Here is a 23816-nt window from a genome sequence, read left to right as displayed (position 1 = left end):
TGGTTCGCCCATGTGAGAGTAGGTCATCGTCAGCTTCCTATTCTAAAACACCCCCTTTATTTGTTTAAAGGGGGTGTTTTTTTGTCAAAATAACATGCAGTATTAAGATGTTAATTTTATTCTTTTTATATATGCTGCATTAATAACCTACTTGTTACATAGCTTTACGCATTTTCACACTGTAAATTTTTGAATCCTATATACTAATTACATCAATGTCGATCCTTTTTTAACCTTAGGCGAACATTTGATGTTTTCTAAAAAATTACAAATATAATTAAATATCTAGGATAAAAAATGACACAAAAGCCCGTTAAACCAGAGCCAAATATGAATATTCAGCAAGGCAATGCTGGTGAAACTCATCAGCAGGCTGATAATAATTCAACTAATTTAACCACGCAGCAAGGTATTGTTATTGCAGATAATCAGAATTCGCTAAAGGCAGGTCGCCGGGGTCCTGCATTGCTGGAAGATTTTATTTTACGTGAGAAAATTACCCATTTTGACCATGAACGTATTCCTGAGCGTGTTGTACATGCTCGTGGTACGGCAGCCCATGGTTATTTTGAATTAACCAAATCATTAGAGCAATTTACCACAGCTAAGGTATTAACAGAGGTGGGCAAGCAAATCCCATTATTTGCTCGTTTTTCAACGGTAGCCGGTGGTGCGGGATCGATTGATACGCCGCGTGATATTCGCGGTTTTGCCGTCAAAATCTATACAGAGGAAGGTAACTGGGATTTAGTGGGTAACAACACCCCTGTGTTCTTTATCCAAGATGCGATTAAATTTCCCGATATTATTCATGCTGTAAAAATGGAGCCTGATCGTGGTTTCCCACAAGCGGCATCAGCGCATGATACCTTTTATGATTTTATCTCGTTAAACCCTGAAACCTTACATAACTACCTATGGGCGATGAGTGATCGCGCTATTCCTCGCAGTTTACGCATGATTGAGGGCTTTGGTATCCATAGCTATCGCTTTATTAATACCCAAGGCGAAAGTGTGTTCTTCCGTTATCACTGGCGTCCACGTTTGCAGCTTCAATCACATGTGTGGGATGAAGCTGTGAAAGTTGCCGGTGCTGATCCAGACTATCATCGTCGTGATTTATTTGAAACCTTGTTTGAAAATGGTGACGAAGTTGTTTGGGACTTTGGTGTGCAGATCTTTACCCAAGAACAAGCAGAAAAATTCCCATTTGATCATTTGGATGCAACCAAATTAATTCCAGAAGAATTAGTCCCTGTTGAAATCGTGGGTAAAATGGTATTAAACCGTTATCCCGATAACTTCTTTGCTGAGACAGAGCAAGTGGCTTTCTGCCCAGCGAACATCGTCCCAGGTATTGACTTTAGTAATGACCCATTATTACAAGGCCGTTTATTTAGTTACCTAGATACCCAGTTGTCACGTTTGGGCTCACCAAATTTTGCCCAGCTGCCAATTAATGCGCCAAAATGTCCATTCCATAATATGCAACGTGATGGCCATATGCAGATGCAAATTCCTAAAGGTCGCGTCGCTTATGAACCACAAAGTGTGGAACCAGAAAAACCGCGTGAAAATCCGTCAATTGGGTTTAAATCATTTACAGATGATTTAACTCAAAATAACGATGCGGTTAAAGGTCGTATCCGTGCAGAAAGCTTTGCAGACTTTTATAGTCAGCCGCGTATGTTCTATCGTAGTCAAACCCCTATTGAGCAGGCGCATATTGCTTCAGCGATTGTGTTTGAGCTTTCAAAAGTTGAGACCCCCTATATCCGTGAACGCATGGTTGCGCAGTTGTTAACGGTTGATGAAACATTGGGCAAACGCGTTGCCGATGGGTTGGGGATGAAATCAGTGCCAAAACCGATTGAGCCAACGGTTCCAGTGCAAGATTTGCCATTATCACCAGCTTTGCAGTTGATTGGCAAAGCCAAGCCAACGCTTGAAGGTCGTAAAGTGGCTATTCTAGTTGCAGATGATTCAAATGCAGAAATGCTTGAAAAATATAAAGTGGCGATTACTGCAGCAAAGGCAACACCCTTTATAGTAGCACCAAAAATTAGTATTACGTTAAACAATGGTGAAACCATTGCGGCTGACGGTCAATTGGCGGGTTCACCTTCTGTCTTGTTTGATGCAATCGTTAGTATCATTATGCCAGAGCAAGCGAAAAAACTAGCCAAAGTAAGTGAAGCGATTGCGTGGTTTAAAGACGCGCACGCCCATCTAAAAGCGATTGCTTATTGTGGTGCGACAGATGAATTTATTCTAATTCCCCAGAACATTGAGAAAGATGCCAGTGTGGTGGCTTTAAAGGAAATAGATACCTTTATCGAGAAGGCCAAATCGCGTGAATGGGATCGTGAACCTAATGTGCGTGATTTAGCATAACTCATCAACCTAGCAACAAAAAAGCTAGCTTATTATTAAGCTAGCTTTTTATTTGTTTGGCGGAAACGGAGGGATTCGAACCCTCGATACGCTATTAACGTATACACACTTTCCAGGCGTGCGCTTTCGACCACTCAGCCACGTTTCCAATCGAGTTGCAATTCCAAAATATAGGTAATCGCAAAACGGACGCCTATTTTACCCAAAATAATGCCAAATGTCATGTATAATTAATCAATTTTCATCAATGGCTAGAGTTGGTAAGTTATAGCGTATGAGTGGTTATCAGCGTTTTTCCCACAAATCACTGTCACAGACACTAGTAGTGATAGCTTTATCCTTATTGCCCTTATGGGCACATTCTAGCAGCTCTTTAGATTATCGCAAACAACATCTCAATCAATGCGGCAATACCTATGCTAACCAACAAAGTCCGCAGCCACTCTCGAATCAACCACTCTCAAATCAACCACTTGAGATTTATTATCTATGTCTAAATGGCTTTGCTGTGGGGTATTCGTCACTGAGTAAAACCGCCTTGTGGTCAGCGGAGTATTTGACACGAGCGCGTATTGAAAAAGCGAGCGAGTTATCTAGGGTTGATAATTTTCACGAAGAAAGTCAGCTGCCTAATCGGGTTAAAGGCTATTTATCTGATTATCGTAACGTACCTTATGATCGTGGGCATCTAGCGCCGAATGCAGATATGAGTACGCTTGAATCACAATATGACAGTTTTAGCCTTGCCAACATTGTACCGCAAAATCCTGTCAATAATCGTAGCACTTGGCGAGACATTGAGTCCCGTACCCGTTACCTAGCGATCAAACACAATCGTATCTATGTGGTGACAGGGGTGGCTTTTATCAGTAATCGGGTTAAGAAAATCAATAACAATATATTAGTACCCAGTCATCTGTACAAAGCGATTTATATTCCAAGTCTACAACAAGCAGGGGTTTATTTTGTCCCTAATGATGATAGTCAGCGAGTGGAAATCATTAGTCTGGATGAACTTGCGGTAAGAATAGGCGTGGATGCCATGCCAGGGTTATCAGGGAAGGTACAAAAAACGGCAATGACGCTGCCTATTGATGATTATTCACCAGCTACAAAAAATAAAAACACGCCAAAATCAGAGCCCGATAACCAGCAAATTTTATTAGTCTTAGTTAATTTAGTTTTGACCATTTTTGAATGGATAATCAGCCTATTTAAGTCCTAAAAATAGTAATTATACACAAATGACTGATTAGTCAGTTTAAGCTTTTGGAATTTTTTAAAAAAATAATTACTTAAAAATCAGTAAGTTAAAATTAAAAAAGCGGATAATTTTACCCTGTAAGGATGTAGAAAACTATTAGAAACTTTTGCGTATCAAAAAATATCTTTACCTCAAAACCATTTTGGCTATAATGATTGTCAATGGCACTGCATCTCACTTCCCTTACTTTTTTGCAGTGCGCTACAGAAGGAACTGTTATGAAAATTTCTCTTAAATCAATCAGCGTTGGTGTTGCTCTTTCTACTTTAAGTGTTGCTGCTATGGCTGCCGATCCAATCGTGGGTACTTGGCAAACTTATGAAGACAATCAACCAAAAGCGCAAGTTCAAATCTCACAAACAGGTGCTACTTTCACCGGTAAAATCGTTGCGGGCAATACTGAAAAAGCAAAATCTTTTGTTGGTAAAACTGTGTTAACAAACGTGAAAGCCAAAGGTAATGGCAAATATGCAGGTAAAGCAAAAGACCCACGTTGGGGTCTTGGATTAGGTGCAGATATTTCATTAAGCGGTTCAACCTTAACTTTATCTGTTCCAGTCAAAGGCAGCCAAACTTGGAAAAAAATTAAATAATCGCCCATGATTTGAAAGCCCAAAAAAGCTAGATATTAATATCTAGCTTTTTTATTTGTCCAATCGCAAGTTTTCTAGAGTCTTTTAGTATGCTTATATAAAAAAATAGGCTGATTGAATCAGCCTATGTTTATCATTCTTTGTCTATTCGATACGTTCGCCATGTACGGCTAAGTCAAGACCGGTGTATTCATCTTCATCAGTGACACGTAAGCCCATGGTTAATTGAATCACTTTAGCAATAATGAAAGTCACAATCGCGCAGTAGATGATAACCGCAAACACGCCTTCTAATTGCACCCATACTTGACCAATGGTCGATAAAGCCAGGGGTTTGCCAGTGATAGCAGGACTCACAAAGACACCTGTCAATATGGCACCGACGATACCACCAACGCCATGCAATCCAAACGCATCCAAGCTATCATCGATTTTTAACAGACGTTTGAGATAGTTGACTGCATAAAAGCAAACCAATGAGGTGATGATACCAATCGCTAATGCACCTGCTACCGTCACAAAACCTGCCGCTGGGGTAATACCGACTAGACCCGCCACTGCACCTGATGCACCGCCTAGTACAGAGGCTTTACCACGGACTAATTTTTCGATGGCAAACCAAGTCAATGCCCCTGCCGCTGCCGCTACTTGCGTGACGAGTAGCGCATTACCTGCCAATGCATTTGCCGCCAACGCACTACCGCCATTAAAGCCAAACCAACCTACCCAAATCAAACCCGTACCAATTAAGGTTAAAGCCAAGTTTGAAGGTGCCATTGGGTCACGGTTATAGCCATTGCGTTTACCTAAAACAGCCGCTAACACAATACCTGCTACACCGGCATTAATGTGCACGACCGTACCGCCTGCAAAGTCTAGCGCACCATCTGCCATTAACCAGCCGCCGCCCCAAACCCAGTGGCAAATCGGTGCATACACCAATAATACCCAAAGGGCAGTAAACACCATGAAACTACTAAATTTGATACGTTCAGCAATCGAGCCTGCTAAGATTGCCACAGTGATAATGGCAAAGGTCATTTGAAAAGTAACAAATAACAGGGTGGGCACGGTACCCGTTAAATCACTTAGCCCAATATTAGATAACAATGCATTATCGAAACCGCCAATAAATTGATTAAAATCGCTGCTACCAAACGCCAGCGAATAACCTAACACAATCCAAACAATAGATACTAATGCTGTGGCACCATAACTGTGCGCCATCGTCCCTAAAATATTCTTTTTGCGTACCATGCCTGAGTAAAACAACGCCAACCCTGGAATAGTCATTAGGAGCACTAATGCAGTAGAAATTAATACCCAAGCCGTGTCGCCCGCATTTAGCGTAGGCGTGTCAGCTGCATGAGCCACCAATGGAGATAACAACAATAACGATAAAATTGATTTAGTAGATACTAGTGGCTGTAAAAATTTGGCAAAAGCTGCCCTTGTAATGACGGCATTCATCGTAACCCCCTTAAAATTATTTGAGATAGTCGTTAAGCGGCTTGATAGGTCTGCGTTAATGTTTAAAGGATGGTCGACTTTAAAAGTTAACAAGCGTTGCCACAACGACAGTCATGATAGTGTTAGATAGCGTTAGCGCCTGTTTCACCCGTACGGATACGAATCACTTGTTCTAATGGTGATACAAAGATTTTGCCATCACCGATTTTGCCCGTGCTAGCCACGCGAGTGATAGCTTCAATCGCTGCATCAACCATTTCGTCAGTCACTGCAATTTCTAACTTAACTTTGGGCAGGAAATCAACCACATACTCAGCGCCACGATACAATTCAGTATGGCCTTTTTGACGGCCAAAACCTTTTACTTCGGTAACTGTGATACCTTGAACGCCAATCTCAGAGAGTGACTCACGCACATCGTCTAGTTTGAACGGTTTTAAGATAGCCGTAATTAATTTCATAATAATTTCCTTTTAAGTGCCGCTTATGGTTGGGTTAGTTACTAGCTGCTGCAGTGGCTTAATAGCGATTACCCTAAACAGCATTCGTATAGCGAGTTGAAAATGGTAGTTTGGATAATTCAAAAGCTATGCCAACTTTCATAAATGTCCTATTTTTAAGGGGGTAAAAAATACAACCTATTGAAAATAAAGCAAAAACTTTTTTATGGTTTCAATGCGACCATCACACAGAAAGCGTAATTTTATTATAACGAAAAAATAAAAATTCCTCTAATGTAAATCAGTTATTGCACCAAAAAGGTTATTTGGGTGCCATTAACGATTTTGTAGATAATTTTTAGAATTATTTTAATAATTAGCGATAAAAACAAAATAATTGCACCAAAAAAGTGCATTTTGCTGTCTAATATAGTCAAATTTGTTGGGTAATACAGATAAAGAGTATATCTTCATCGCAAAAATCGTAGCATTTAAACCGTCTTTTATTGCGGTCACTACAAAACATGAAAACTCACATTTAATCGCAAAACTTTTTGTCATAAAATGGTATGATAGAAAACGTCTTTTAGCTTATGCGGCAAGTATTGTTATTGCCTTATCTAGCGGTACCCTTATTTAAGTGTTACAAGTTTAAGTATTATAAGTTTAAGTGTTACAAGGAATTCTCGTGAGCCAACTCTCTGCCACTCAATCAGCCGTTTCACCTGCTTCAACCAACCAAAGCATGCAATCACCATCGAGCATGATTCAACGTGGCAATGGATTACAAGTGGTGGTTGGACTTGGCAAATCAGGCTTGTCGGCAGTCAACTATTTACACGCGCTTGGCTACCCCGTAGCTGTCACCGATGCCGGTCTGCCCAAACTTGCCGAGCATTTGCCAACCGATATAGTGACCAAGTTTGGGGCATTAGATGGCGAATTGTTGGCAGTGGCAGATCGCATTATCATCAGTCCTGGTATTGACCCTTACTTGCCTATATTTGATGGCGCACGTGCGAAAAAAATCGCGATTGTCAGTGATATTCAATTGTTCCATGAGGTAGCTAAACAGCGACATATTCCGATTATTGCGATTACCGGCTCTAATGCCAAAAGCACCGTCACCACCCTGGTTGGCGAGATGGTCAAAAATGCGGGGTTTAAAGTCGGTGTCGGTGGTAACTTGGGAACGCCCGCGCTTGATTTGCTACTTGAGCCCATACAGATGGCGGTGCTTGAGTTATCTAGCTTTCAACTACAGACCACCACCAATTTGGCCGCTAAAGTAGCCACCGTGCTTAACATGTCGCCTGACCATCTAGATCGCCATGGCAATATGCTCGGCTATCACCAAGCCAAACACCGAATTTTCCAAGGCGTGCAATCCATTGTGGTCAACCGCGAGGACTTGCTTAGTCGTCCGTTGGTATCCGATGATATGCCCACCATTAGCTTTGGTAGTAACGCACCTGATATGAATCAGTACGGATTGATAAAAGATAGCGATGGTGAAATCTGGCTAGCACGGGGTCGCGAGCGGTTGCTCAATGAAAAAGACGTGCCGATCAAAGGTGAGCATAATTTGATGAATGCGCTGTCAGCCCTAGCAATTGGCGAACTAGCAGGTCTGCCGCTAGACAGTATGTTAACAACATTAAAAAACTTTGTCGGGCTGCCACATCGCTGTGAATTTATCACAACCACCCATCAGCTCGATTGTTTTGACGACTCCAAAGGCACTAACATTGGCTCGACCATCGCGGCAATTTTGGGGCTAGGTAAAGTATATGCGCCCAAAGGCAAAAAACTTGCAGTGATTTTGGGCGGGCAAGGTAAAGGTCAAAACTTTGCTGAACTGGCAAAACCCTTGATGGATTATGCGCAAGTGGTGTACTTTATTGGAGAAGATGCCGATAAAATCGCGGCTGATTTGGCATCAGCGGGTTTAGATGCTCACAATCCTGCAGGGATTGTATTAACCAAATGCCAAACCCTGGAACAAGCGGTCAGTCAAGCTTGGCAAGACCAGCCAACATTCCCCGCTTTAGGCGTATTATTGCTATCACCCGCTTGTGCAAGTTTTGATCAGTTTAGTGGCTATGTGGAACGTGGACAAGTTTTTCAACGCTTAGTCAAACCCCAATAATCATTCGCTAGTGTATTTTTAATATTTAGGTTGTGTTATGCCCGCGCCCCATTCAACTACTTCTTCACTTTCTTCATCCCTCTCAGCTAACAGTGTTTCTGCTAAGAAAAGCCGCCAGTGGATTCCGCCCATTAATTCGGTGCTATTGACCACGGTGGCAACCATTATGGTATTTAGTCTGTTGATGGTGGCGTCCGCGTCAATACCTTTTGCACAAACCAAAAAACTGGGTGATTTTTACTTTTTCTATCACCAACTGGCGTACATGGGAATCGGTGCAGTTCTTGGTTTACTGGTGTATTTTATCCCGCTTCGCAAGACGTTTCGCTTAGATTTTATTATGTATGCGCTACTGGCTTGTCTTTTGCTGATTATTTATACCCTAATCGGTGGGTCAGTGATTAACGGCAGCAAACGCTGGATTGAATTGGGTGGTATCAACTTTCAGCCCTCTGAATTGGCAAAATTGTTGATGATTTTGTACACCTCAGATTATCTGGTGCGCCGATCAGAAGAGATTCGCAACCATTGGAAAGGCTTTTTGCGGCTAACACTGATAGCCATGGGGCTGATCTTATTTATCATGTTGCAGCCTGACTTTGGCTCGGTGGTGATTATTGCGACCTGTATTGCGGCGATGATTTTTGTCGGTGGCTTACCCATGCGCCAGTTTTTTATCATCATGGGTGCCATGTTTTTGGCAGGCACCATGGCGATTATGGGGGCAAGTTACCGACTAAAGCGGGTAACCTCGTTTTTAGATCCGTTTGATGACTTAAAAAATAGTGACTATCAGCTAGGTCGCAGTATTGTAGCCTTTGCCCGCGGTGAATGGTTTGGTGTCGGCTATGGGGAAAGTATCCAAAAACTCTCCCATTTACCGGAGGCGCATACCGATTTTTTACTAGCGATTACCGGTGAAGAGTTAGGCTTAGTGGGTGTGTCGTTTTTACTGGTGTTACAAATTATTTTGGTCACCACGGTTATGCGCATTAGCTACCAAGCGCTAGCACGGCACCAAACACGCTTAAGCTATTTTGCGTTTGGGGTTGGGATTTTGTTCTTTGGGCAAATTTTTGTTAATGCCGGCATGACCATGGGGATGCTACCTACCAAAGGGTTAACCATGCCATTTTTTAGCTATGGTGGTTCTTCTATGGTGGTTAATCTGGTTATCGTCGGATTGTTGATGCGAATTATCAAAGAAAGCCCAACAATTCCTGCCAATCAATGTCGTTATTATTAACGGCTTGCCAAAAGATTTTGTAAACTATCAACTTTTATACGCTGTTTGCCTTGCAGCGGCGTATGAGTCCATTGGCAAACCGCCTGCTCGAGCATCGTGGTTGGTTTATCCATATCAACCGGTGGCTGTTGTAATAATTGCAGTGCGGTCTTAATAAGTTGGGGTGCGGGGTAAGATTGAATCGGCTCGGCAAGCGTTTGTTTAGACAGTTTTTGCCCTTGTGCATTCACCAAAATGGGTAAGTGATAGTAGTATTGGTTAGGGGGAAAATTTAAATAATCCGCGATGACCATTTGCGGTATCGTCAATGGCAATATATCCAAGCCGCGCACAATTTGATTGACGTTTTGTAGTGCGTCATCAATCACCACCGCAAGCATATAATTAATCATGCCTTTGTTGGCGGTTGGCGTATTTGAGAAAGACCGCCCAATGCGCCGCCTTCTGACCACAATATCACCCTGTTCTAGTTGCGGATTGCCCGAAATCACCCCTTGCAGCTGATCGAAAAAAAGCATTGGGTTATCTGGCATCACTAAGCGTATGGCATAATCGCGCGATAACCGCTTATGGACACAGATTCTGGGATAAGGGTATTGGGTGTTGGGGTGGGCGAGTTGATAAGTTTGCAGGTATTTACGACTGCAATCACAGCCATAACTTACTGCTTTTAGCTGCTCATCCAATAACGCGTGATACGTGTTTAGGTGTTGCGACTGGTAACGAACGTTACCATCCCAGTGCAAGCCTAATCGATCCAAATCTGCTAAAATCAAATCGCTAAATTTTGGATGACAGCGCTCAGTATCAGTATCTTCAATCCGTAATAGCCACTGGCCTTGCGCTTGCTTAGCGATACAGTAACTGGCAATCGCAGTCACCAGTGACCCCAAATGCAAAGCTCCCGTCGGAGAGGGAGCAAAGCGACCAATAACAGGAGATGTTGATAAATTAAGCATGACCCCATGCTTGTTTTTCTTTAATCTCTGATAAGGTTTTGCAATCGATACATTGGGTTGCGGTTGGACGGGCTTCTAAACGACGCAAACCAATCTCCACACCGCAAGTCTCACAAAAACCGTAGTCGCCACTGTCAATTTCAGCAATCGATTTATCAATCTTACGAATCAGTTTACGCTCACGGTCACGCGTGCGCAGTGCCAATGCAAACTCTTCTTCTTGGGTGGCGCGGTCATTAATATCAGGCATCGCCGTTGATTCATCTTGAATATAAGATTTGGTTGATTCAGCTTCGCTAATTAACTGCTCTTTCCAATCTAATAAAATTTTTCTAAAATGCGCAAGTTGTGCGTCATTCATATATTCTTCTTCAGCCGCTGGCTGATATGGGGTAAAGCTTAATTCACGTTCATTTTGGGCAGATGCCATAGCTAATTCCTTTAAAAACCGATAGTGATACAATTTTAAGTTTACAATTTCATTACGAGTTCAGCACTTAAGCCAATGACACCGCGTTATTAACGCTTTAAACACTGCAATTCGCCAGTATATGAAATCAAACTAAAATAAACGCTAAAACCTTAATAAACAAGCTAACCAAACTTTCACGACATTAAGTTTATGAACATAAGTTCAACGACCATGAAAAATTAGTCAGATAGTATCTGTTCTTTTGATACCAGTTGCAAGTAACCCATTGTTATATAAATTTATCCAACGTAAACCAGGCGCAATTTCGTCAATGGTATAGTCTTTACACAAGGGTTTAAACTGTAGGCTGGTCGATGGGCAGCCAAACACAGATATCCCATAATTAATCTTATGCATTTCTTGGTGAATATGACCGACAAATATAGCTTTAATGCGGTCTAGATACGGCATTACGACTTCCCAAAAACGGTCCGCATTGATTAGGGTGTACTCATCAAGCCATGTTGAATCGATTAACACCATCGGATGATGACAAAAAATTGCACAAGGGCGACTGGCATTCGCCAACTGTTGCGCCAGCCACCGCAATGTCTGCTCGTCAATTTTGCCATGACTGTGTCCCTCACAAGAGGAGTCTAATAACAATAAGTCCCAATAATCGGTGGCAATACTATAGCAGTTTTGCAGGCGAGTATCTGCTTTGACTGGCAAATGACGGCGCTGGGCAAAAGGTAGATGATTATCAAGCTCTAGGGTCACATCATGATTGCCTGGAATGGCTATAAACGGAATGTCGACGTCGTTTAAAGTTGCAAATAAACGGTCATAATTTTGTGGGGTAGGTTCATGGCATAAATCCCCCGTCAGTACCAATAAATCAACATCATCGCGCTGTTGTCGAACTAAGGATAATACCGATTCAAATGTGTCTGCGGTATTAACGCCATTCATTAGCTTATTAGGGTCATTAAAAAGATGCAGATCACTTAATTCAATAATTGAAAAATAATCAGCATGGTGTTGTGATATCGAACTTGGCAGTAACGTCACTCAGTTATCCTTAGAATAATGACGGTAATCGTGGCAGTACAACTTTATCAAACAACGGTTAATTGACTTAAGTCAATCAAATAAGGCATGTTTTATATCACAAATGCTCATAATTGACAAACACAATAACAAAATAATTGTTGGCTGAGTCTCATTCTAAGCATTCGATAAAAAAAAGGTGGCTATTGGCAGCGCTGACAAACACCTGAAAGCTCAATAATGCTTGACTGAGTGGCAAAATTGGTCGATTGCTCAACCTCAGTTAGCATGGTCTGGATAGATGGGTGGCTAAACTCTTGTACCTCGCCACAGCATCGACAGACCAAAAAAGCGGCAACATGGCGATCGGTGGGCTGAGAGCAGGCAAAAAATGCCTTGCTGGAATTTAATTGATGAACCAAGCCATGTCTGAGCAAAAACTCCAAACTACGATATACAGTTGGCGGTGCGACGACTTTTTCGCTCGTTGATTGCAGCAAATCCAATAATTCATACGCTCCAATGGGCTGCGCGGCAAGTAAAATTAAACGATACACCTGCTCTCGCAATGCCGTAAAACGTAAACCTTGCGCTTGGCAATCTTGTTTTATCTGAGCAATCTGTGCTTCAATCTGCTCGGCGGTCATTTGTTGCATACACATGGACATAGATATAGATAGGTGGTGACAATTTGCGTCGTAACTATTGGCTGATTGAATAGAACTTCCAGCTGATTGAATAGAAGGTTGGGTCATATCACATAAAATCATCAATAACTATCAAATTACTTTAGCATGAAAACCGCATAATTTGTCTGCGAAATTAGCAGTTCGGCTATAAAACTACCTGACAATATAACAAGCCTAATAACACACTATTCATAATGACTGGCGATTAACGTCAGCATAGATAAAACAACCTTTAGCAAAATTTTAATCAAGATTCTGCTATACTACTTTTATCATTCCTGCCCACAATCAGCCAGCCCTTATTTTGCTATGTCAAAACCTGCCAAGCCATTTGACCCACAGTCTATCCAACAATCCATCAACAAGCAGTCATGGCTGATACTTGGGCTGGTTGCCATCGGGATTGTATGGGATGTTTGGCAAGGCAATAGCCAGTATACCGTGAGTAAAAATCTGCTAGCAGGTAGTGTGTTAGGGTGGGTGAGTCAAATCATCTTTGCTAAAATTTCCCTGAGCAAATCGGGCTATCAGCAGCGTCGTCAAATTGTTCATCGTTTTTACCAAGCGCATATGGCAAAGTGGGTGTTGACCATTATTGGGTTTGCACTGATTTTTCTGCTGTTAAAACCGCTAAATGCCCTTGCGGTATTCGCGGGCTACTTAATTTTGCAAATGAGTTACCTCATTATCACTTACCGAAATCCTTGGTAAAAAAAGGCTATTTACATTTATCTCGTAATCCTGGAAATAACCTAAACTAAATCACAAATAAATCTATTTAATCCTTTACAAAAAGGTAACAGTTGAATTAATATAGTGAAAATTTTTTGAAGGTGCGATTGCTCAGCGCTAATTGGCTAAAAAGAATTAGTTTTCAAGCAATTGCATATATGTTTTACTGATGACCCACTTATTTGAGTCAAGCAAAACACAGTAGGTCGATAGCCTATATTATTACGTTGATAAACAATCCGTTTATTCACGGTTCATCACCTTAGTTAAGCAGATTGCTTAAACGCCTCGATGTGCCTTTGACGTCATGTTTGCACTTCTCATTGAGTATCATCAGCTCAGTTAGATACGATTATAGTGTTAAGTTACAAATTTTTGTGATTAGACGAAATATCTGACGCTAACTCCCTCTATTATCGGCTCAATATAAAAAAGAAGTTAAGATTATGGCAGAAGCAAACGCAGAAATTACTTCAAATGAGTATATCAATCACCACTTGACAAACTGGACTTTCGGTAATCACCCAACAGAAGGTTGGATAGTTGCCGAAACCAAACAGCAAGCTTCTGAAATGGGTTTTAATGCGATTCATTTAGACTCAATGCTGTGGTCGATTGGTTTAGGGGTGCTTTTTTGTGCCATTTTTTATATGGTGGCAAAAAGAGCAACCTCGGGTGTACCCGGCAAAATGCAAGCTTTTATTGAAATGATTGTGGAGTTTGTTGATAGTAACGTTCGTGATACTTATCATGGCACATCAAAAGTTATTGCGCCATTGGCATTGACAATTTTTGTGTGGATTTTCTTGATGAACTTCATGGATCTTCTGCCAGTTGATTATTTGCCTGTAATTGCACAAAAAATTGGTGGTTTGCTAGGACATAACCCACACCATGTTTACATGAAAGTCGTACCAAGTACTGACCCAAATGTGACGCTTGGTATGTCGTTCTCAGTATTTGCACTGATCATTTTTTATAGTATTAAAGAAAAAGGTTTTGGCGGTTTTATTGGTGAATTAACCCTTCATCCATTTAGCGCAAAAAACCCAATCGCTAAAATCTTATTGATTCCAGTGAACTTTATCCTAGAGTTTGTAACTCTAATCGCAAAACCTATCTCACTTGGCTTACGACTATTCGGTAACATGTATGCAGGTGAATTAATTTTTGTGTTAATCGCCCTTATGCCATTTTGGATTCAATGGGTGTTATCAGTACCGTGGGCAATCTTCCACATTTTAGTAATCACTTTGCAAGCGTTCGTTTTCATGATGCTAACCATTGTCTATCTTAGCCTTGCATCACAAACTGAACATTAATTTCAAAACAGTAATGAGGATACATCAATGACTCTAGAAGGTATGACCGTTCTTGCCGTTGCTTTGCTAATCGGTTTAGGTGCACTAGGCACAGGTATTGGCTTTGCAATCTTAGGTGGCAAATTCTTAGAGGGCGTCGCTCGTCAACCAGAACTAGGTTCACAATTGCAAACTCGTATGTTCATCGTGGCAGGTCTTCTTGACGCCGTACCGATGATCGGTGTTGGTATTGCAATGTTATTGTTATTCGCAAATCCTTTAGCAGGTTAATAGGTACACTATCAGTACAATGTCCACATCATCTTATGTGGACAAGGATTGAAGAAACTTAATTAACGAGGGATTCTAAGTGAATATCAATGCAACCCTAATTGGACAATCGATTGCATTCGCCATCTTCGTGATGTTTTGCATGAAGTTTGTGTGGCCGCCTTTGGTTGCTGCTATTTCGGATCGCCAACGTAAAATCGCAGATGGCCTAAATGCTGCCGAAAAAGCCAAAGCAGACTTAGCAACTGCATCACAAGCTGCAGAGCAAGAGCTTATCGCAGCAAAAGCAAAAGCCGCTTCACTCATTGACCAAGCGAACAAAAGCGCCAATCAAATGATTGAAGATGCCAGAGTGCAAGCACAAGTGGAAGGCGAACGTATTCGTCAGCAAGCGCGTGAAGCAATTGATCAAGAAATTAATAAAGCCCGTGAAGGTTTACGCGCGCAGGTTGCAGAACTTGCCGTACTCGGTGCCGAAAAAATCTTACAAGAAAAGGTCAATCCAGAAACTCATGCCAATATGTTAAACCAATTGGCAGCCAAGTTATAAGTAGCAATAGTACAGTGAGGATATGATGGCTGATTTATCAACCTTAGCAAGACCCTATGCAAAAGCAGCATTTGATTATGCTAAAGAGCATCACGCTGTCAATGAGTGGCAAGATTACTTAAACGTGATGAATGCCATCGTTAGTGATAAAGCATTTGCCGATTATATCAATAATCCAGCAGTTGCTGCACAAGCTAAAGTCGCTACTTTAAAAGACCTTTATAACCAAAGTTCACCTGAAGATAGCAATACCGTGTTTAAGACTTTAAGCACCGCTATTGAAGGTGGGGCACAAGCAGATTCCAATGCTTTTGTTAATTTTTTGACGCAACTTGCAGAGCAAGATCGTTTGGCATTATTACCCAGTATCAATGAGCGTTTTGGTTTATTAAAAGCCGCTGATGCAAAAGAAGTTCATGCGTATGTCACGTCGGCATATCCATTAACGCAAGTGCAAGAGCAACTCATTGAAAACCGACTTGCCACCTCCCTAGGCGCGAAGGTCGTACTACATGTTAATGTAGACCCTGCCCTACTTGCAGGTGTGACGATCAAGGTCGGTGACAAAGTAATCGATGACTCTGTACGTGGCAAATTAAAACAGTTAAAAACACAGCTGACGGCATAAATTTCAACAAAATTGATTCTAGTCAGTAAAAATTAAGGAACAGTGCAATGCAACAATTGAATCCAGCGGAAATCAGTAATCTGATTAAGCAGCGAATTCAAGACCTGACTGCGGGTGCCACAGCAAAGAACGAAGGCACTATTGTCATGGTATCTGACGGTATCGTACAGATTCATGGTCTTGAAGATGCCATGTACGGCGAAATGATTGAGTTTGAAGGTGGCGTATATGGTATGGCGCTAAACCTTGAACAAGACTCAGTCGGTGCGGTTGTTCTAGGTGAATACTTGAATCTCCAAGAAGGACAAAAAGCTTACTGTACTGGTCGTATTTTAGAAGTACCAGTTGGACCCGAGCTTTTAGGTCGTGTGGTAGATGCACTGGGTAATCCTATCGATGGTAAAGGCCCAATTAACGCCAAGTTAACGGATAAAGTTGAAAAAATCGCCCCAGGCGTTATCGACCGTCAATCAGTTGATGAGCCAGTAATGACAGGTTATAAAGCTGTGGATACCATGATTCCAATCGGACGTGGTCAACGTGAGCTTATCATTGGTGACCGCCAAACTGGTAAAACAGCCATGGCAATCGATGCGATCATCGCGCAAAAACACTCGGGCATTAAATGTGTGTACGTAGCCGTTGGTCAAAAACGTTCAACCATCGCAAACGTGGTACGTAAACTAGAAGAAACAGGCGCACTAGCTTATACAACGGTTGTGGTTGCATCGGCGTCTGAGCCAGCAGCGCTGCAGTACATCGCGCCATACTCTGGTTGTACTATGGGTGAATACTTCCGTGACCGCGGTGAAGATGCGCTTATCATTTATGATGACTTATCAAAACAAGCCGTAGCCTATCGTCAAATTTCATTGCTATTACGTCGTCCACCAGGACGTGAAGCTTACCCAGGTGACGTATTCTACCTTCACTCACGTCTATTAGAGCGCGCTTCACGTGTAAGCGCTGAGTATGTAGAAAAATTCACCAACGGTGCAGTAACAGGTAAAACAGGTTCGTTAACTGCCTTGCCAATTATCGAAACTCAAGCAGGTGACGTATCAGCATTCGTACCAACCAACGTGATTTCAATCACGGACGGTCAGATTTTCCTAGAGTCAAGTTTATTCAACTCAGGTATCCGTCCAGCGGTGAATGCGGGTATTTCAGTTTCTCGTGTGGGTGGTGCAGCACAGACTAAAATCATCAAAAAATTGTCAGGTGGTATCCGTACCGCATTGGCACAGTATCGTGAATTGGCAGCGTTTGCACAATTTGCTTCTGACCTAGATGACGCAACCCGTAAACAGCTTGACCATGGTCAACGTGTGACTGAATTGATGAAACAAAATCAATACGCACCAATGAGCATCGCTGAACAAGCTGCGGTAATTTATGCTTCTAACGAAGGCTATCTAGCTGATGTTCCCGTCAACAAAGTGGGTGCATTTGAAGCAGGTTTGTTACGTTACCTACGTGACCAACATGGTGATTTTATGGCAGACATTGATAACACTGCCAACTATAATGATGATATCGCAAACCAATTCAAATCAGCGATTGAAAACTATAAGCAAAATCATTCATTCTAAGATTCAGTGAAATTTTAGAACTGCATTGTCATAGAACAAATGAACAAAGGGGTTATGATTACTTTGTTCATTTTTCCAAATTTCGTCCATGTTACAACAATGGGCGTGGACTGAAACTAAACATGGCTGTATGGATTATTTATGGCAAGTTTAAAAGAAATTCGAGCAAAAGTTGCTAGTATTAAAAGTACCCAGAAAATTACTCGCGCCATGCAAATGGTTGCAGCGAGTAAGATGCGACGTGCCCAAGAACGTATGCAACTAGGTCGTCCTTATGCTGATAGCATGCGTCGAGTGGTTTCTCATCTGGTTAAAGCTTCACCAGACTACAAACATCCTTACCTAGTACCTCGTGCAGTTAATCGTGTTGGCTATATTGTAGTCAGTTCTGACCGTGGACTTGCAGGTGGTTTGAATATCAACTTATTCAAAAAATTGATGCAGCACGTTAAACAACAAAAAAGTCAATCGGTTGAAACGCGTTTTGCGGTGATTGGTCAAAAAGGCGTGAGCTTCTTTAAAACATTTGGTGGTACGGTGATTGCAGCGGAAACTCACTACGGTGATAACCCAAGCTTTGAGCAACTCAGTGTCCCAGTTCAAGTAATGCTTGATGCGTATAATCGTGGCGAAATTGATGAAATTTACCTGGTATATAACGAATTCGTTAATGCCATGACCCAAAATCCCAGTGTGCAACGCTTAGTACCGATTGCGGCTGAGTCTTTGGTTGATGAAACGATGGCAAATCGTGAACACAGCTGGGATTACATCTATGAGCCCACTACCAAAGAGCTGCTTGATGGTTTGATGGGACGTTATGTTGAATCAATCGTCTATCAAGGTGTGGTAGAAAATATTGCTTCTGAACAGTCTGCACGTATGGTTGCTATGAAAGCAGCAACGGATAACGCAGGTAACTTAATTAACGAATTACAATTGGTTTACAACAAGCTGCGTCAAGCGGCGATTACCCGAGAAATTTCGGAAATCGTTGGCGGTGCTGCTGCTGTTTCATAATTGACCTACATTCAAGGAGAGCGTAATGAGTAGCGGTCGTATTGTACAGATTATTGGCGCGGTTATTGACGTTGAATTTGACCGTCAAAGCGTACCAAGAATTTATGATGCCTTAAAAGTCGAAGGCACAGAAACTACATTAGAAGTACAACAACAATTGGGTGATGGTATCGTGCGTACTATCGCCATGGGTTCTACTGAGGGTCTAAAACGTGGTCTACCAGTTAGCAACTCTGGCGCACCAATCTCTGTGCCAGTGGGTAAAGGTACCCTAGGTCGTATCATGGACGTTTTAGGACGCCCAATCGACGAAGCAGGTCCGGTAGAGCATAGCAACACTTGGGCGATTCACCGTGAAGCGCCAAGCTATGACGAACAATCAAACTCTACTGAACTTTTAGAAACCGGTATTAAAGTAATTGACTTACTATGCCCATTTGCTAAAGGTGGTAAAGTCGGTCTGTTCGGTGGCGCGGGTGTTGGTAAAACCGTTAACATGATGGAACTTATCAATAACATCGCAAAAGCACACTCAGGTTTATCGGTATTTGCTGGCGTAGGTGAGCGTACCCGTGAAGGGAATGACTTCTACCATGAGATGAAAGACTCAAACGTACTTGATAAAGTTGCGATGGTGTATGGTCAGATGAATGAGCCACCAGGAAACCGTTTACGTGTTGCCTTGACCGGTTTGACCATGGCGGAATACTTCCGTGACGAAAAAGATGAGAACGGTAAAGGTCGTGACGTATTATTGTTTGTTGACAATATTTATCGTTATACACTAGCGGGTACCGAAGTATCAGCATTATTAGGTCGTATGCCATCTGCGGTAGGTTATCAGCCAACGCTTGCAGAAGAGATGGGTGTATTACAAGAACGTATTACTTCAACCCAATCAGGTTCTATTACTTCGGTTCAAGCGGTATACGTTCCTGCCGATGACTTGACTGACCCATCACCTGCGACAACCTTTGCACACTTAGACGCAACAGTGGTATTGAGCCGTGATATTGCTTCACAAGGTATTTACCCAGCGGTTGACCCACTAGACTCAACGTCGCGTCAGTTAGACCCATTGGTCATTGGTGAAGAGCACTATGCTGTTGCTCGTGGTGTCCAAGAAGTGTTACAACGCTTTAAAGAGTTGAAAGACATTATTGCGATTTTGGGTATGGACGAATTATCAGAAGATGATAAATTAGTGGTATACCGTGCACGTAAAATCCAACGTTTCTTGTCACAACCTTTCCACGTTGCAGAGGTATTCACTGGCTCACCAGGGAAATACGTACCAATCCGTGAAACCATTCAAAGCTTTAAAGCAATCTTGAATGGTGAGTATGATGACTTGCCAGAACAAGCATTCTACATGAAAGGTGGTATTGAAGAAGTGGTTGCTGCAGCAGAAAAACTACGCGGCTAATTTCTCAATCAAACCCTGTTAGTTTAAAATAAAGTAACAGGGTTTTATCAACCTAATTTTGCAATACCATAGGAGAGAACTGTGGCAACTTTACAATGTAATGTCGTCAGTGCGAAAGAAACTATCTACTCTGGTGAGATTAGTATGTTAATTGCTACTGGGGTAGAAGGTGAAGTCGGTATTTTGCCAGGACATATTCCTTTTATTACGCTATTAAAGCCGGGCACCATGCAGATCAAAACCAGCAATGGCAATGATGAAATGGTGTATGTATCAGGTGGTGTTTTAGAAGTACAACCGCATTTAGTGACGGTATTGGCAGATACGGCAGTACGTGCGCATGACTTAGATGAAGCCAAAATTTTGGAAGCACGTCGTCATGCAGAACAAAGCTTGCAAAATCAAAAAGCCGATATCGACACCTCTGCGGCTTTGGCAGCATTGGCAGAATCTTTGGCACAATTGCAAACCTTACAAAAATTCAAAAACCGTGCCTAATTTTGATGGTACTATGTTTAAAGACAGTGGCTATGACCACTGTTTTTTTTATGGGTGATTGAAAATATAAGTGCTTAAAAAAAGCGTGATTAAAAAAGGGTACTTAAAAATTTGCTAATTATCTTTTAAACTAAATTTAGCAAAAAATTTTATCCGTTACCAAACAGATAACCTTATATCGTATGTTTTTCCAGCTTTTTATATGTGGTATTTATACTTTTTTTATGTTTAGTTACGTTTTAACAATATTAAATTGGCTATTTTTTCGCTAAATTAATTCAATTATATTGTAGTAGTACAGGTAATGCGTAAACTTTCATTACCTATTGCCGATAGATAAATAAAGATATATTCTGATATAAGTATTAAGAGTATGTATAAAATTTTTTGGAGGAAATTATGTCAGAAGAAGAGTTAATACCCCGCGTATTGATTGTAGAGGATGATGAGCGTCTTGCAACCTTGACCCAAGATTATTTGCGTAAAAATGGTCTAGATGTGGCAATTGAAACTGATGGTAACCGTGCGATTCGTCGTATTGTCGCTGAGCAGCCTGATATGGTGGTGCTTGATGTGATGTTGCCAGGTAGTGACGGTTTGACGGTATGCCGTGAAGTACGCCCTCATTTTCATAACCCTATCTTAATGCTAACCGCGCGTACCGAAGATATGGACCAAGTATTAGGTCTAGAAATGGGTGCGGATGACTACGTGGCAAAACCCGTTCAGCCGCGTGTGTTATTAGCGCGTATTCGTGCGCTATTGCGCCGCTCTGATACCGCGCCAACTGATGAAGTGCCGCAGCGTCTTGAATTTGGCGATTTGGTTATTGATAACGGCGGTCGTTCGGTTACTTTGAATGATGAGCTTGTTGACTTTACCAGTGCAGAATATGATTTATTGTGGCTGTTGGCATCAAATGCGGGTCGTATCTTATCGCGTGAAGATATTTTTGAACGTCTGCGTGGTATCGAGTATGATGGTCAAGACCGCTCGATTGACGTACGTATTTCTCGTATCCGTCCAAAAATTGGTGATGATCCAGAAAACCCAAAACGTATCAAAACCGTTCGCAGTAAAGGCTATCTGTTTGTCAAAGAAAACTAACAGAGTATTGATAAACACAGTATTGAAAAAAGTCAGCATCAAGCTGGCTTTTTTTATCGCTATTACTGGTAACTTTGCTACCTAGCGATTGGCAGATTTAGCACAACAATTTGCTACGTTACTAGACAATCGCTTCATGAATTTTACATTGTAATATTAATTTTGCTAGGTAATAATACGGCTATTATCTTTTGACCTTAACCCTAGATTTTTATGCCACTATTATCGTCCTTAAACCAATCCATCTTTCTGCGGATTTATGCAGGTCTGTTACTTATCTGTTTGTTGGTTGCGTTGTTTGCGCAATTGCTTATCACCACTATCAACGCAGAGCGCGTACAGACTTATCGCGAGGATATGGCATCAGCGGCATTTTATCTCATTGACTCAGGGTTGTCGCGCCAAGTAACGGCGCAAGAGCGTAATTTTTGGCTCTCTGATGTCAGTACCTTATTTGATACTAAGTTTGAAATCGAACCTACCTCAAAAGCGGATTTTAAAACCAGCGAAATTAATCGACTCAACAAACAACAAGCCGTAGTACGTTTTAATGGCGATACCAATACCGCAGAGATTTATCATAAAGTCTCGGGTGAGAATAACGTCTTGCATGTCAGCGTCAATAAACTCAATGAGCAACAAATTAAAGGGATAGGTGTGTTGCTGCTCGATGATTTGTCTTACTATCGCACCTTGGCAGAAAAACAGCAACGCTTGCAACAAATTCAAAAATTTTTCCCTTTTAAGCTCACCTTGCAATCCGTTAATAAACTGCAACTTGATACCGACCAAAAAGCGCGACTGTATCGCAAAGATATCGTGATTATGTTCCGTGACAATACCAGTGTAGAGAATTCATCGATTCGGGTACTAGCGCCGACTGAACTCCAAGATACTGTGGTGGATTTGGGACCCATTCCACTGTTTAACTGGTTTCCGCTTAATCTGATTATTAGTATCACGCTCATTAGTATGTTCTTAATCAGTCTAGGGGTGTATGCGCTGATTTTCCCATTAGAGCGTAAACTGCAGCTCATTCAAAGCGGTATCACCAAAGTGCGCGAAGGTAAGCTCAATACCAAAGTAAAAGTCGTGGGCGAAGATGAAATTGCCCATCTAGCGGCAACCTTTAATAGTATGACTGAGCACATCCGCCGTTTGATTGAATCCCAGCGCGAGTTGACCCGTGCCGTATCCCATGAGCTGCGTACCCCAGTAGCACGTATTCGCTTTGCCGTGGATATGCTGGCTGATACGGATGATTATGAAGATCGGATGAGTCAGCGTGATTATATCGACCAAGATATCGAATCGCTCAATGGCTTGATTGATGAAATTTTGACCTATGCCAAGCTTGAAGAAGGCTCACCTAAAATGGACTGGGAAGATGTCGATTTGCAAGAACTCGTTTCGCAGATTGTCCGTGAGACCAATGCGCTTGGTAAACCTGTCACCGTCAAAGTAGGTAAGGTGCAAAAAGGTGCGTTTGCACAAGCTGATAGACGCTATTTACACCGCGTGTTGCAAAACTTGGCAGGTAATGCCACCCGTTATGCCGAAAGTACCATTATCATCTCAGCAGGCTTAGAAAAAAATGAAGCCTTTATCAGTGTGGAAGATGATGGACAGGGTATTCCAGAAAAAGACCGTGAAAAAGTATTTATCCCGTTTGCTCGTCTGGATGATAGTCGTACCCGTGCCTCGGGTGGTTATGGTCTCGGCTTATCAATCGTGTCTCGAATTGCGTTTTGGTTTAATGGTCGCATGTCAGTGGATGAAAGCCCGACCTTGGGTGGGGCGCGATTTATCATGAAATGGCCGAAAAGCCAGCTAGCATCAAGTATTGAAGCCGATGAAATTACCCAAAAAAGTAGCGAGAAAAAATACACGGATGAGCAAGGGTCATAAGCTCGTTACGAGTGATGCTTGCAAATTTGCTCAAACTGGGCTAAATTTCAGTGAGTTATGCAATGGTTTAGCAAAATTTGCGCACATCAATTAACCG

22 protein-coding genes and 1 tRNA gene are annotated in these 23816 nt (G+C 41.9%); 16 read left to right on the top strand and 7 right to left on the bottom strand.

The window, feature by feature from the left end:
- The first annotated feature begins 297 nt into the window (after window positions 1-297).
- Entirely contained in the window at window positions 298-2394 is a 2097-nt protein-coding gene (locus tag RT143_RS02015) for a catalase (RefSeq protein ID WP_313090798.1), read from the top strand.
- Between the two features lie 57 nt (window positions 2395-2451).
- On the opposite strand, the gene RT143_RS02010 is transcribed toward RT143_RS02015, so the two are convergent.
- Window positions 2452-2542, bottom strand: a tRNA-Ser gene (locus tag RT143_RS02010).
- A 126-nt stretch (window positions 2543-2668) separates the two neighbouring features.
- Here RT143_RS02010 and RT143_RS02005 point away from each other — a divergent pair.
- Together RT143_RS02005 and RT143_RS02000 are read left to right on the top strand one after the other, a co-directional pair.
- Window positions 2669-3619 carry a DNA/RNA non-specific endonuclease gene (locus RT143_RS02005; protein ID WP_313090796.1) on the top strand — a complete coding sequence of 317 codons (951 nt, stop codon included), beginning with the start codon at window positions 2669-2671 and terminating at the stop codon, window positions 3617-3619.
- A 257-nt stretch (window positions 3620-3876) separates the two neighbouring features.
- A complete protein-coding gene (locus tag RT143_RS02000; RefSeq protein WP_188875943.1) occupies window positions 3877-4251 on the top strand; it encodes a DUF2147 domain-containing protein in 375 nt (124 codons plus the stop codon).
- 144 nt (window positions 4252-4395) lie between these two features.
- Here RT143_RS02000 and RT143_RS01995 read toward each other — a convergent pair whose 3' ends face one another.
- Window positions 4396-5721 (bottom strand): ammonium transporter, encoded by a 1326-nt coding sequence (locus RT143_RS01995; protein WP_409519675.1) that lies wholly within the window; start codon window positions 5719-5721, stop codon window positions 4396-4398.
- Between the two features lie 122 nt (window positions 5722-5843).
- On the bottom strand, window positions 5844-6182 hold the full coding sequence (locus RT143_RS01990; protein WP_007115809.1) for a P-II family nitrogen regulator: 339 nt from the start codon (window positions 6180-6182) through the stop codon (window positions 5844-5846).
- Between the two features lie 724 nt (window positions 6183-6906).
- Between RT143_RS01990 and murD the strand changes: the two genes are divergently transcribed.
- Complete coding sequence (murD, locus tag RT143_RS01985; RefSeq protein ID WP_313090806.1) at window positions 6907-8310, top strand: UDP-N-acetylmuramoyl-L-alanine--D-glutamate ligase; 1404 nt, start codon at window positions 6907-6909, stop codon at window positions 8308-8310.
- Window positions 8311-8347: 37 nt separating this feature from the next.
- Window positions 8348-9556 (top strand): putative lipid II flippase FtsW, encoded by a 1209-nt coding sequence (ftsW, locus tag RT143_RS01980; RefSeq protein WP_313090795.1) that lies wholly within the window; start codon window positions 8348-8350, stop codon window positions 9554-9556.
- Here the strand turns inward: ftsW and gluQRS are convergent.
- The 4 genes from gluQRS to RT143_RS01960 all read right to left on the bottom strand — a co-directional run bounded on the left by gluQRS (window position 9553) and on the right by RT143_RS01960 (window position 12633).
- Entirely contained in the window at window positions 9553-10515 is a 963-nt protein-coding gene (gene gluQRS / locus RT143_RS01975) for a tRNA glutamyl-Q(34) synthetase GluQRS (RefSeq protein ID WP_313090794.1), read from the bottom strand. The genes ftsW and gluQRS overlap by 4 nt on opposite strands.
- Complete coding sequence (dksA, locus tag RT143_RS01970) at window positions 10508-10945, bottom strand: RNA polymerase-binding protein DksA (RefSeq protein ID WP_036594643.1); 438 nt, start codon at window positions 10943-10945, stop codon at window positions 10508-10510. Before dksA ends, gluQRS begins: the two co-directional genes overlap by 8 nt.
- 225 nt (window positions 10946-11170) lie before the next feature.
- Window positions 11171-11998, bottom strand: a complete 828-nt coding sequence (locus tag RT143_RS01965) for a metallophosphoesterase (protein WP_313090793.1) — start codon at window positions 11996-11998, stop codon at window positions 11171-11173.
- A gap of 182 nt (window positions 11999-12180) precedes the next feature.
- The gene (locus RT143_RS01960; RefSeq protein WP_313090792.1) at window positions 12181-12633 is read right to left on the bottom strand and encodes a Fur family transcriptional regulator; all 453 of its coding nucleotides are present in this window, start codon (window positions 12631-12633) and stop codon (window positions 12181-12183) included.
- A 342-nt stretch (window positions 12634-12975) separates the two neighbouring features.
- Here RT143_RS01960 and RT143_RS01955 point away from each other — a divergent pair, with 342 nt between their 5' ends.
- The 11 genes from RT143_RS01955 (at window position 12976) to RT143_RS01905 (ending at window position 23719) form a co-directional block, all read left to right on the top strand.
- Window positions 12976-13377, top strand: coding sequence for an ATP synthase subunit I (locus tag RT143_RS01955; protein ID WP_313090791.1), 402 nt, complete (start codon window positions 12976-12978; stop codon window positions 13375-13377).
- Between the two features lie 467 nt (window positions 13378-13844).
- Window positions 13845-14720: a F0F1 ATP synthase subunit A gene (gene atpB / locus RT143_RS01950; RefSeq protein ID WP_007115819.1), complete on the top strand. Its 876-nt coding sequence runs from the start codon at window positions 13845-13847 to the stop codon at window positions 14718-14720.
- A gap of 27 nt (window positions 14721-14747) precedes the next feature.
- On the top strand, window positions 14748-14990 hold the full coding sequence (atpE, locus tag RT143_RS01945) for a F0F1 ATP synthase subunit C (RefSeq protein WP_007115820.1): 243 nt from the start codon (window positions 14748-14750) through the stop codon (window positions 14988-14990).
- A gap of 79 nt (window positions 14991-15069) precedes the next feature.
- A complete protein-coding gene (locus RT143_RS01940) occupies window positions 15070-15540 on the top strand; it encodes a F0F1 ATP synthase subunit B (RefSeq protein ID WP_036594652.1) in 471 nt (156 codons plus the stop codon).
- Window positions 15541-15565: 25 nt separating this feature from the next.
- Window positions 15566-16168: a F0F1 ATP synthase subunit delta gene (locus RT143_RS01935; RefSeq protein WP_313063150.1), complete on the top strand. Its 603-nt coding sequence runs from the start codon at window positions 15566-15568 to the stop codon at window positions 16166-16168.
- 47 nt (window positions 16169-16215) lie between these two features.
- The gene (gene atpA, locus RT143_RS01930) at window positions 16216-17760 is read left to right on the top strand and encodes a F0F1 ATP synthase subunit alpha (RefSeq protein ID WP_144918688.1); all 1545 of its coding nucleotides are present in this window, start codon (window positions 16216-16218) and stop codon (window positions 17758-17760) included.
- Window positions 17761-17901: 141 nt separating this feature from the next.
- A complete protein-coding gene (gene atpG, locus RT143_RS01925; protein ID WP_050325148.1) occupies window positions 17902-18780 on the top strand; it encodes a F0F1 ATP synthase subunit gamma in 879 nt (292 codons plus the stop codon).
- Window positions 18781-18805: 25 nt separating this feature from the next.
- Window positions 18806-20206, top strand: a complete 1401-nt coding sequence (gene atpD / locus RT143_RS01920) for a F0F1 ATP synthase subunit beta (RefSeq protein ID WP_188875817.1) — start codon at window positions 18806-18808, stop codon at window positions 20204-20206.
- Window positions 20207-20287: 81 nt separating this feature from the next.
- Window positions 20288-20704, top strand: a complete 417-nt coding sequence (locus tag RT143_RS01915; RefSeq protein ID WP_060995382.1) for a F0F1 ATP synthase subunit epsilon — start codon at window positions 20288-20290, stop codon at window positions 20702-20704.
- 399 nt (window positions 20705-21103) lie between these two features.
- Window positions 21104-21811 carry a response regulator gene (locus RT143_RS01910; RefSeq protein ID WP_007115827.1) on the top strand — a complete coding sequence of 236 codons (708 nt, stop codon included), beginning with the start codon at window positions 21104-21106 and terminating at the stop codon, window positions 21809-21811.
- 213 nt (window positions 21812-22024) lie between these two features.
- Complete coding sequence (locus RT143_RS01905; protein WP_313090787.1) at window positions 22025-23719, top strand: ATP-binding protein; 1695 nt, start codon at window positions 22025-22027, stop codon at window positions 23717-23719.
- Window positions 23720-23816 lie beyond the last annotated feature (97 nt).

This window comes from Moraxella sp. CTOTU48268 (assembly GCF_032069585.1).
In the GTDB taxonomy this organism is placed as follows: domain Bacteria; phylum Pseudomonadota; class Gammaproteobacteria; order Pseudomonadales; family Moraxellaceae; genus Faucicola; species Faucicola cinerea.
Note: the sequence above shows the minus strand (reverse complement) of the source record. Positions and strands in the feature narration are given on the sequence as shown.

Bases quoted from the DNA above. Each gene is read 5' to 3' on its own strand.
- RT143_RS02015 (WP_313090798.1), top strand. From the start codon at position 298: ATGACACAAAAGCCCGTTAAACCAGAGCCAAATATGAATATTCAGCAA.
- RT143_RS02005 (WP_313090796.1), top strand. From the start codon at position 2,669: ATGAGTGGTTATCAGCGTTTTTCCCACAAATCACTGTCACAGACACTA.
- RT143_RS02000 (WP_188875943.1), top strand. From the start codon at position 3,877: ATGAAAATTTCTCTTAAATCAATCAGCGTTGGTGTTGCTCTTTCTACT.
- RT143_RS01995 (WP_409519675.1), bottom strand. From the start codon at position 5,721: ATGAATGCCGTCATTACAAGGGCAGCTTTTGCCAAATTTTTACAGCCA.
- RT143_RS01990 (WP_007115809.1), bottom strand. From the start codon at position 6,182: ATGAAATTAATTACGGCTATCTTAAAACCGTTCAAACTAGACGATGTG.
- murD (WP_313090806.1), top strand. From the start codon at position 6,907: ATGCAATCACCATCGAGCATGATTCAACGTGGCAATGGATTACAAGTG.
- ftsW (WP_313090795.1), top strand. From the start codon at position 8,348: ATGCCCGCGCCCCATTCAACTACTTCTTCACTTTCTTCATCCCTCTCA.
- gluQRS (WP_313090794.1), bottom strand. From the start codon at position 10,515: ATGCTTAATTTATCAACATCTCCTGTTATTGGTCGCTTTGCTCCCTCT.
- dksA (WP_036594643.1), bottom strand. From the start codon at position 10,945: ATGGCATCTGCCCAAAATGAACGTGAATTAAGCTTTACCCCATATCAG.
- RT143_RS01960 (WP_313090792.1), bottom strand. From the start codon at position 12,633: ATGCAACAAATGACCGCCGAGCAGATTGAAGCACAGATTGCTCAGATA.
- RT143_RS01955 (WP_313090791.1), top strand. From the start codon at position 12,976: ATGTCAAAACCTGCCAAGCCATTTGACCCACAGTCTATCCAACAATCC.
- atpB (WP_007115819.1), top strand. From the start codon at position 13,845: ATGGCAGAAGCAAACGCAGAAATTACTTCAAATGAGTATATCAATCAC.
- atpE (WP_007115820.1), top strand. From the start codon at position 14,748: ATGACTCTAGAAGGTATGACCGTTCTTGCCGTTGCTTTGCTAATCGGT.
- RT143_RS01935 (WP_313063150.1), top strand. From the start codon at position 15,566: ATGGCTGATTTATCAACCTTAGCAAGACCCTATGCAAAAGCAGCATTT.
- atpA (WP_144918688.1), top strand. From the start codon at position 16,216: ATGCAACAATTGAATCCAGCGGAAATCAGTAATCTGATTAAGCAGCGA.
- atpG (WP_050325148.1), top strand. From the start codon at position 17,902: ATGGCAAGTTTAAAAGAAATTCGAGCAAAAGTTGCTAGTATTAAAAGT.
- atpD (WP_188875817.1), top strand. From the start codon at position 18,806: ATGAGTAGCGGTCGTATTGTACAGATTATTGGCGCGGTTATTGACGTT.
- RT143_RS01910 (WP_007115827.1), top strand. From the start codon at position 21,104: ATGTCAGAAGAAGAGTTAATACCCCGCGTATTGATTGTAGAGGATGAT.
- RT143_RS01905 (WP_313090787.1), top strand. From the start codon at position 22,025: ATGCCACTATTATCGTCCTTAAACCAATCCATCTTTCTGCGGATTTAT.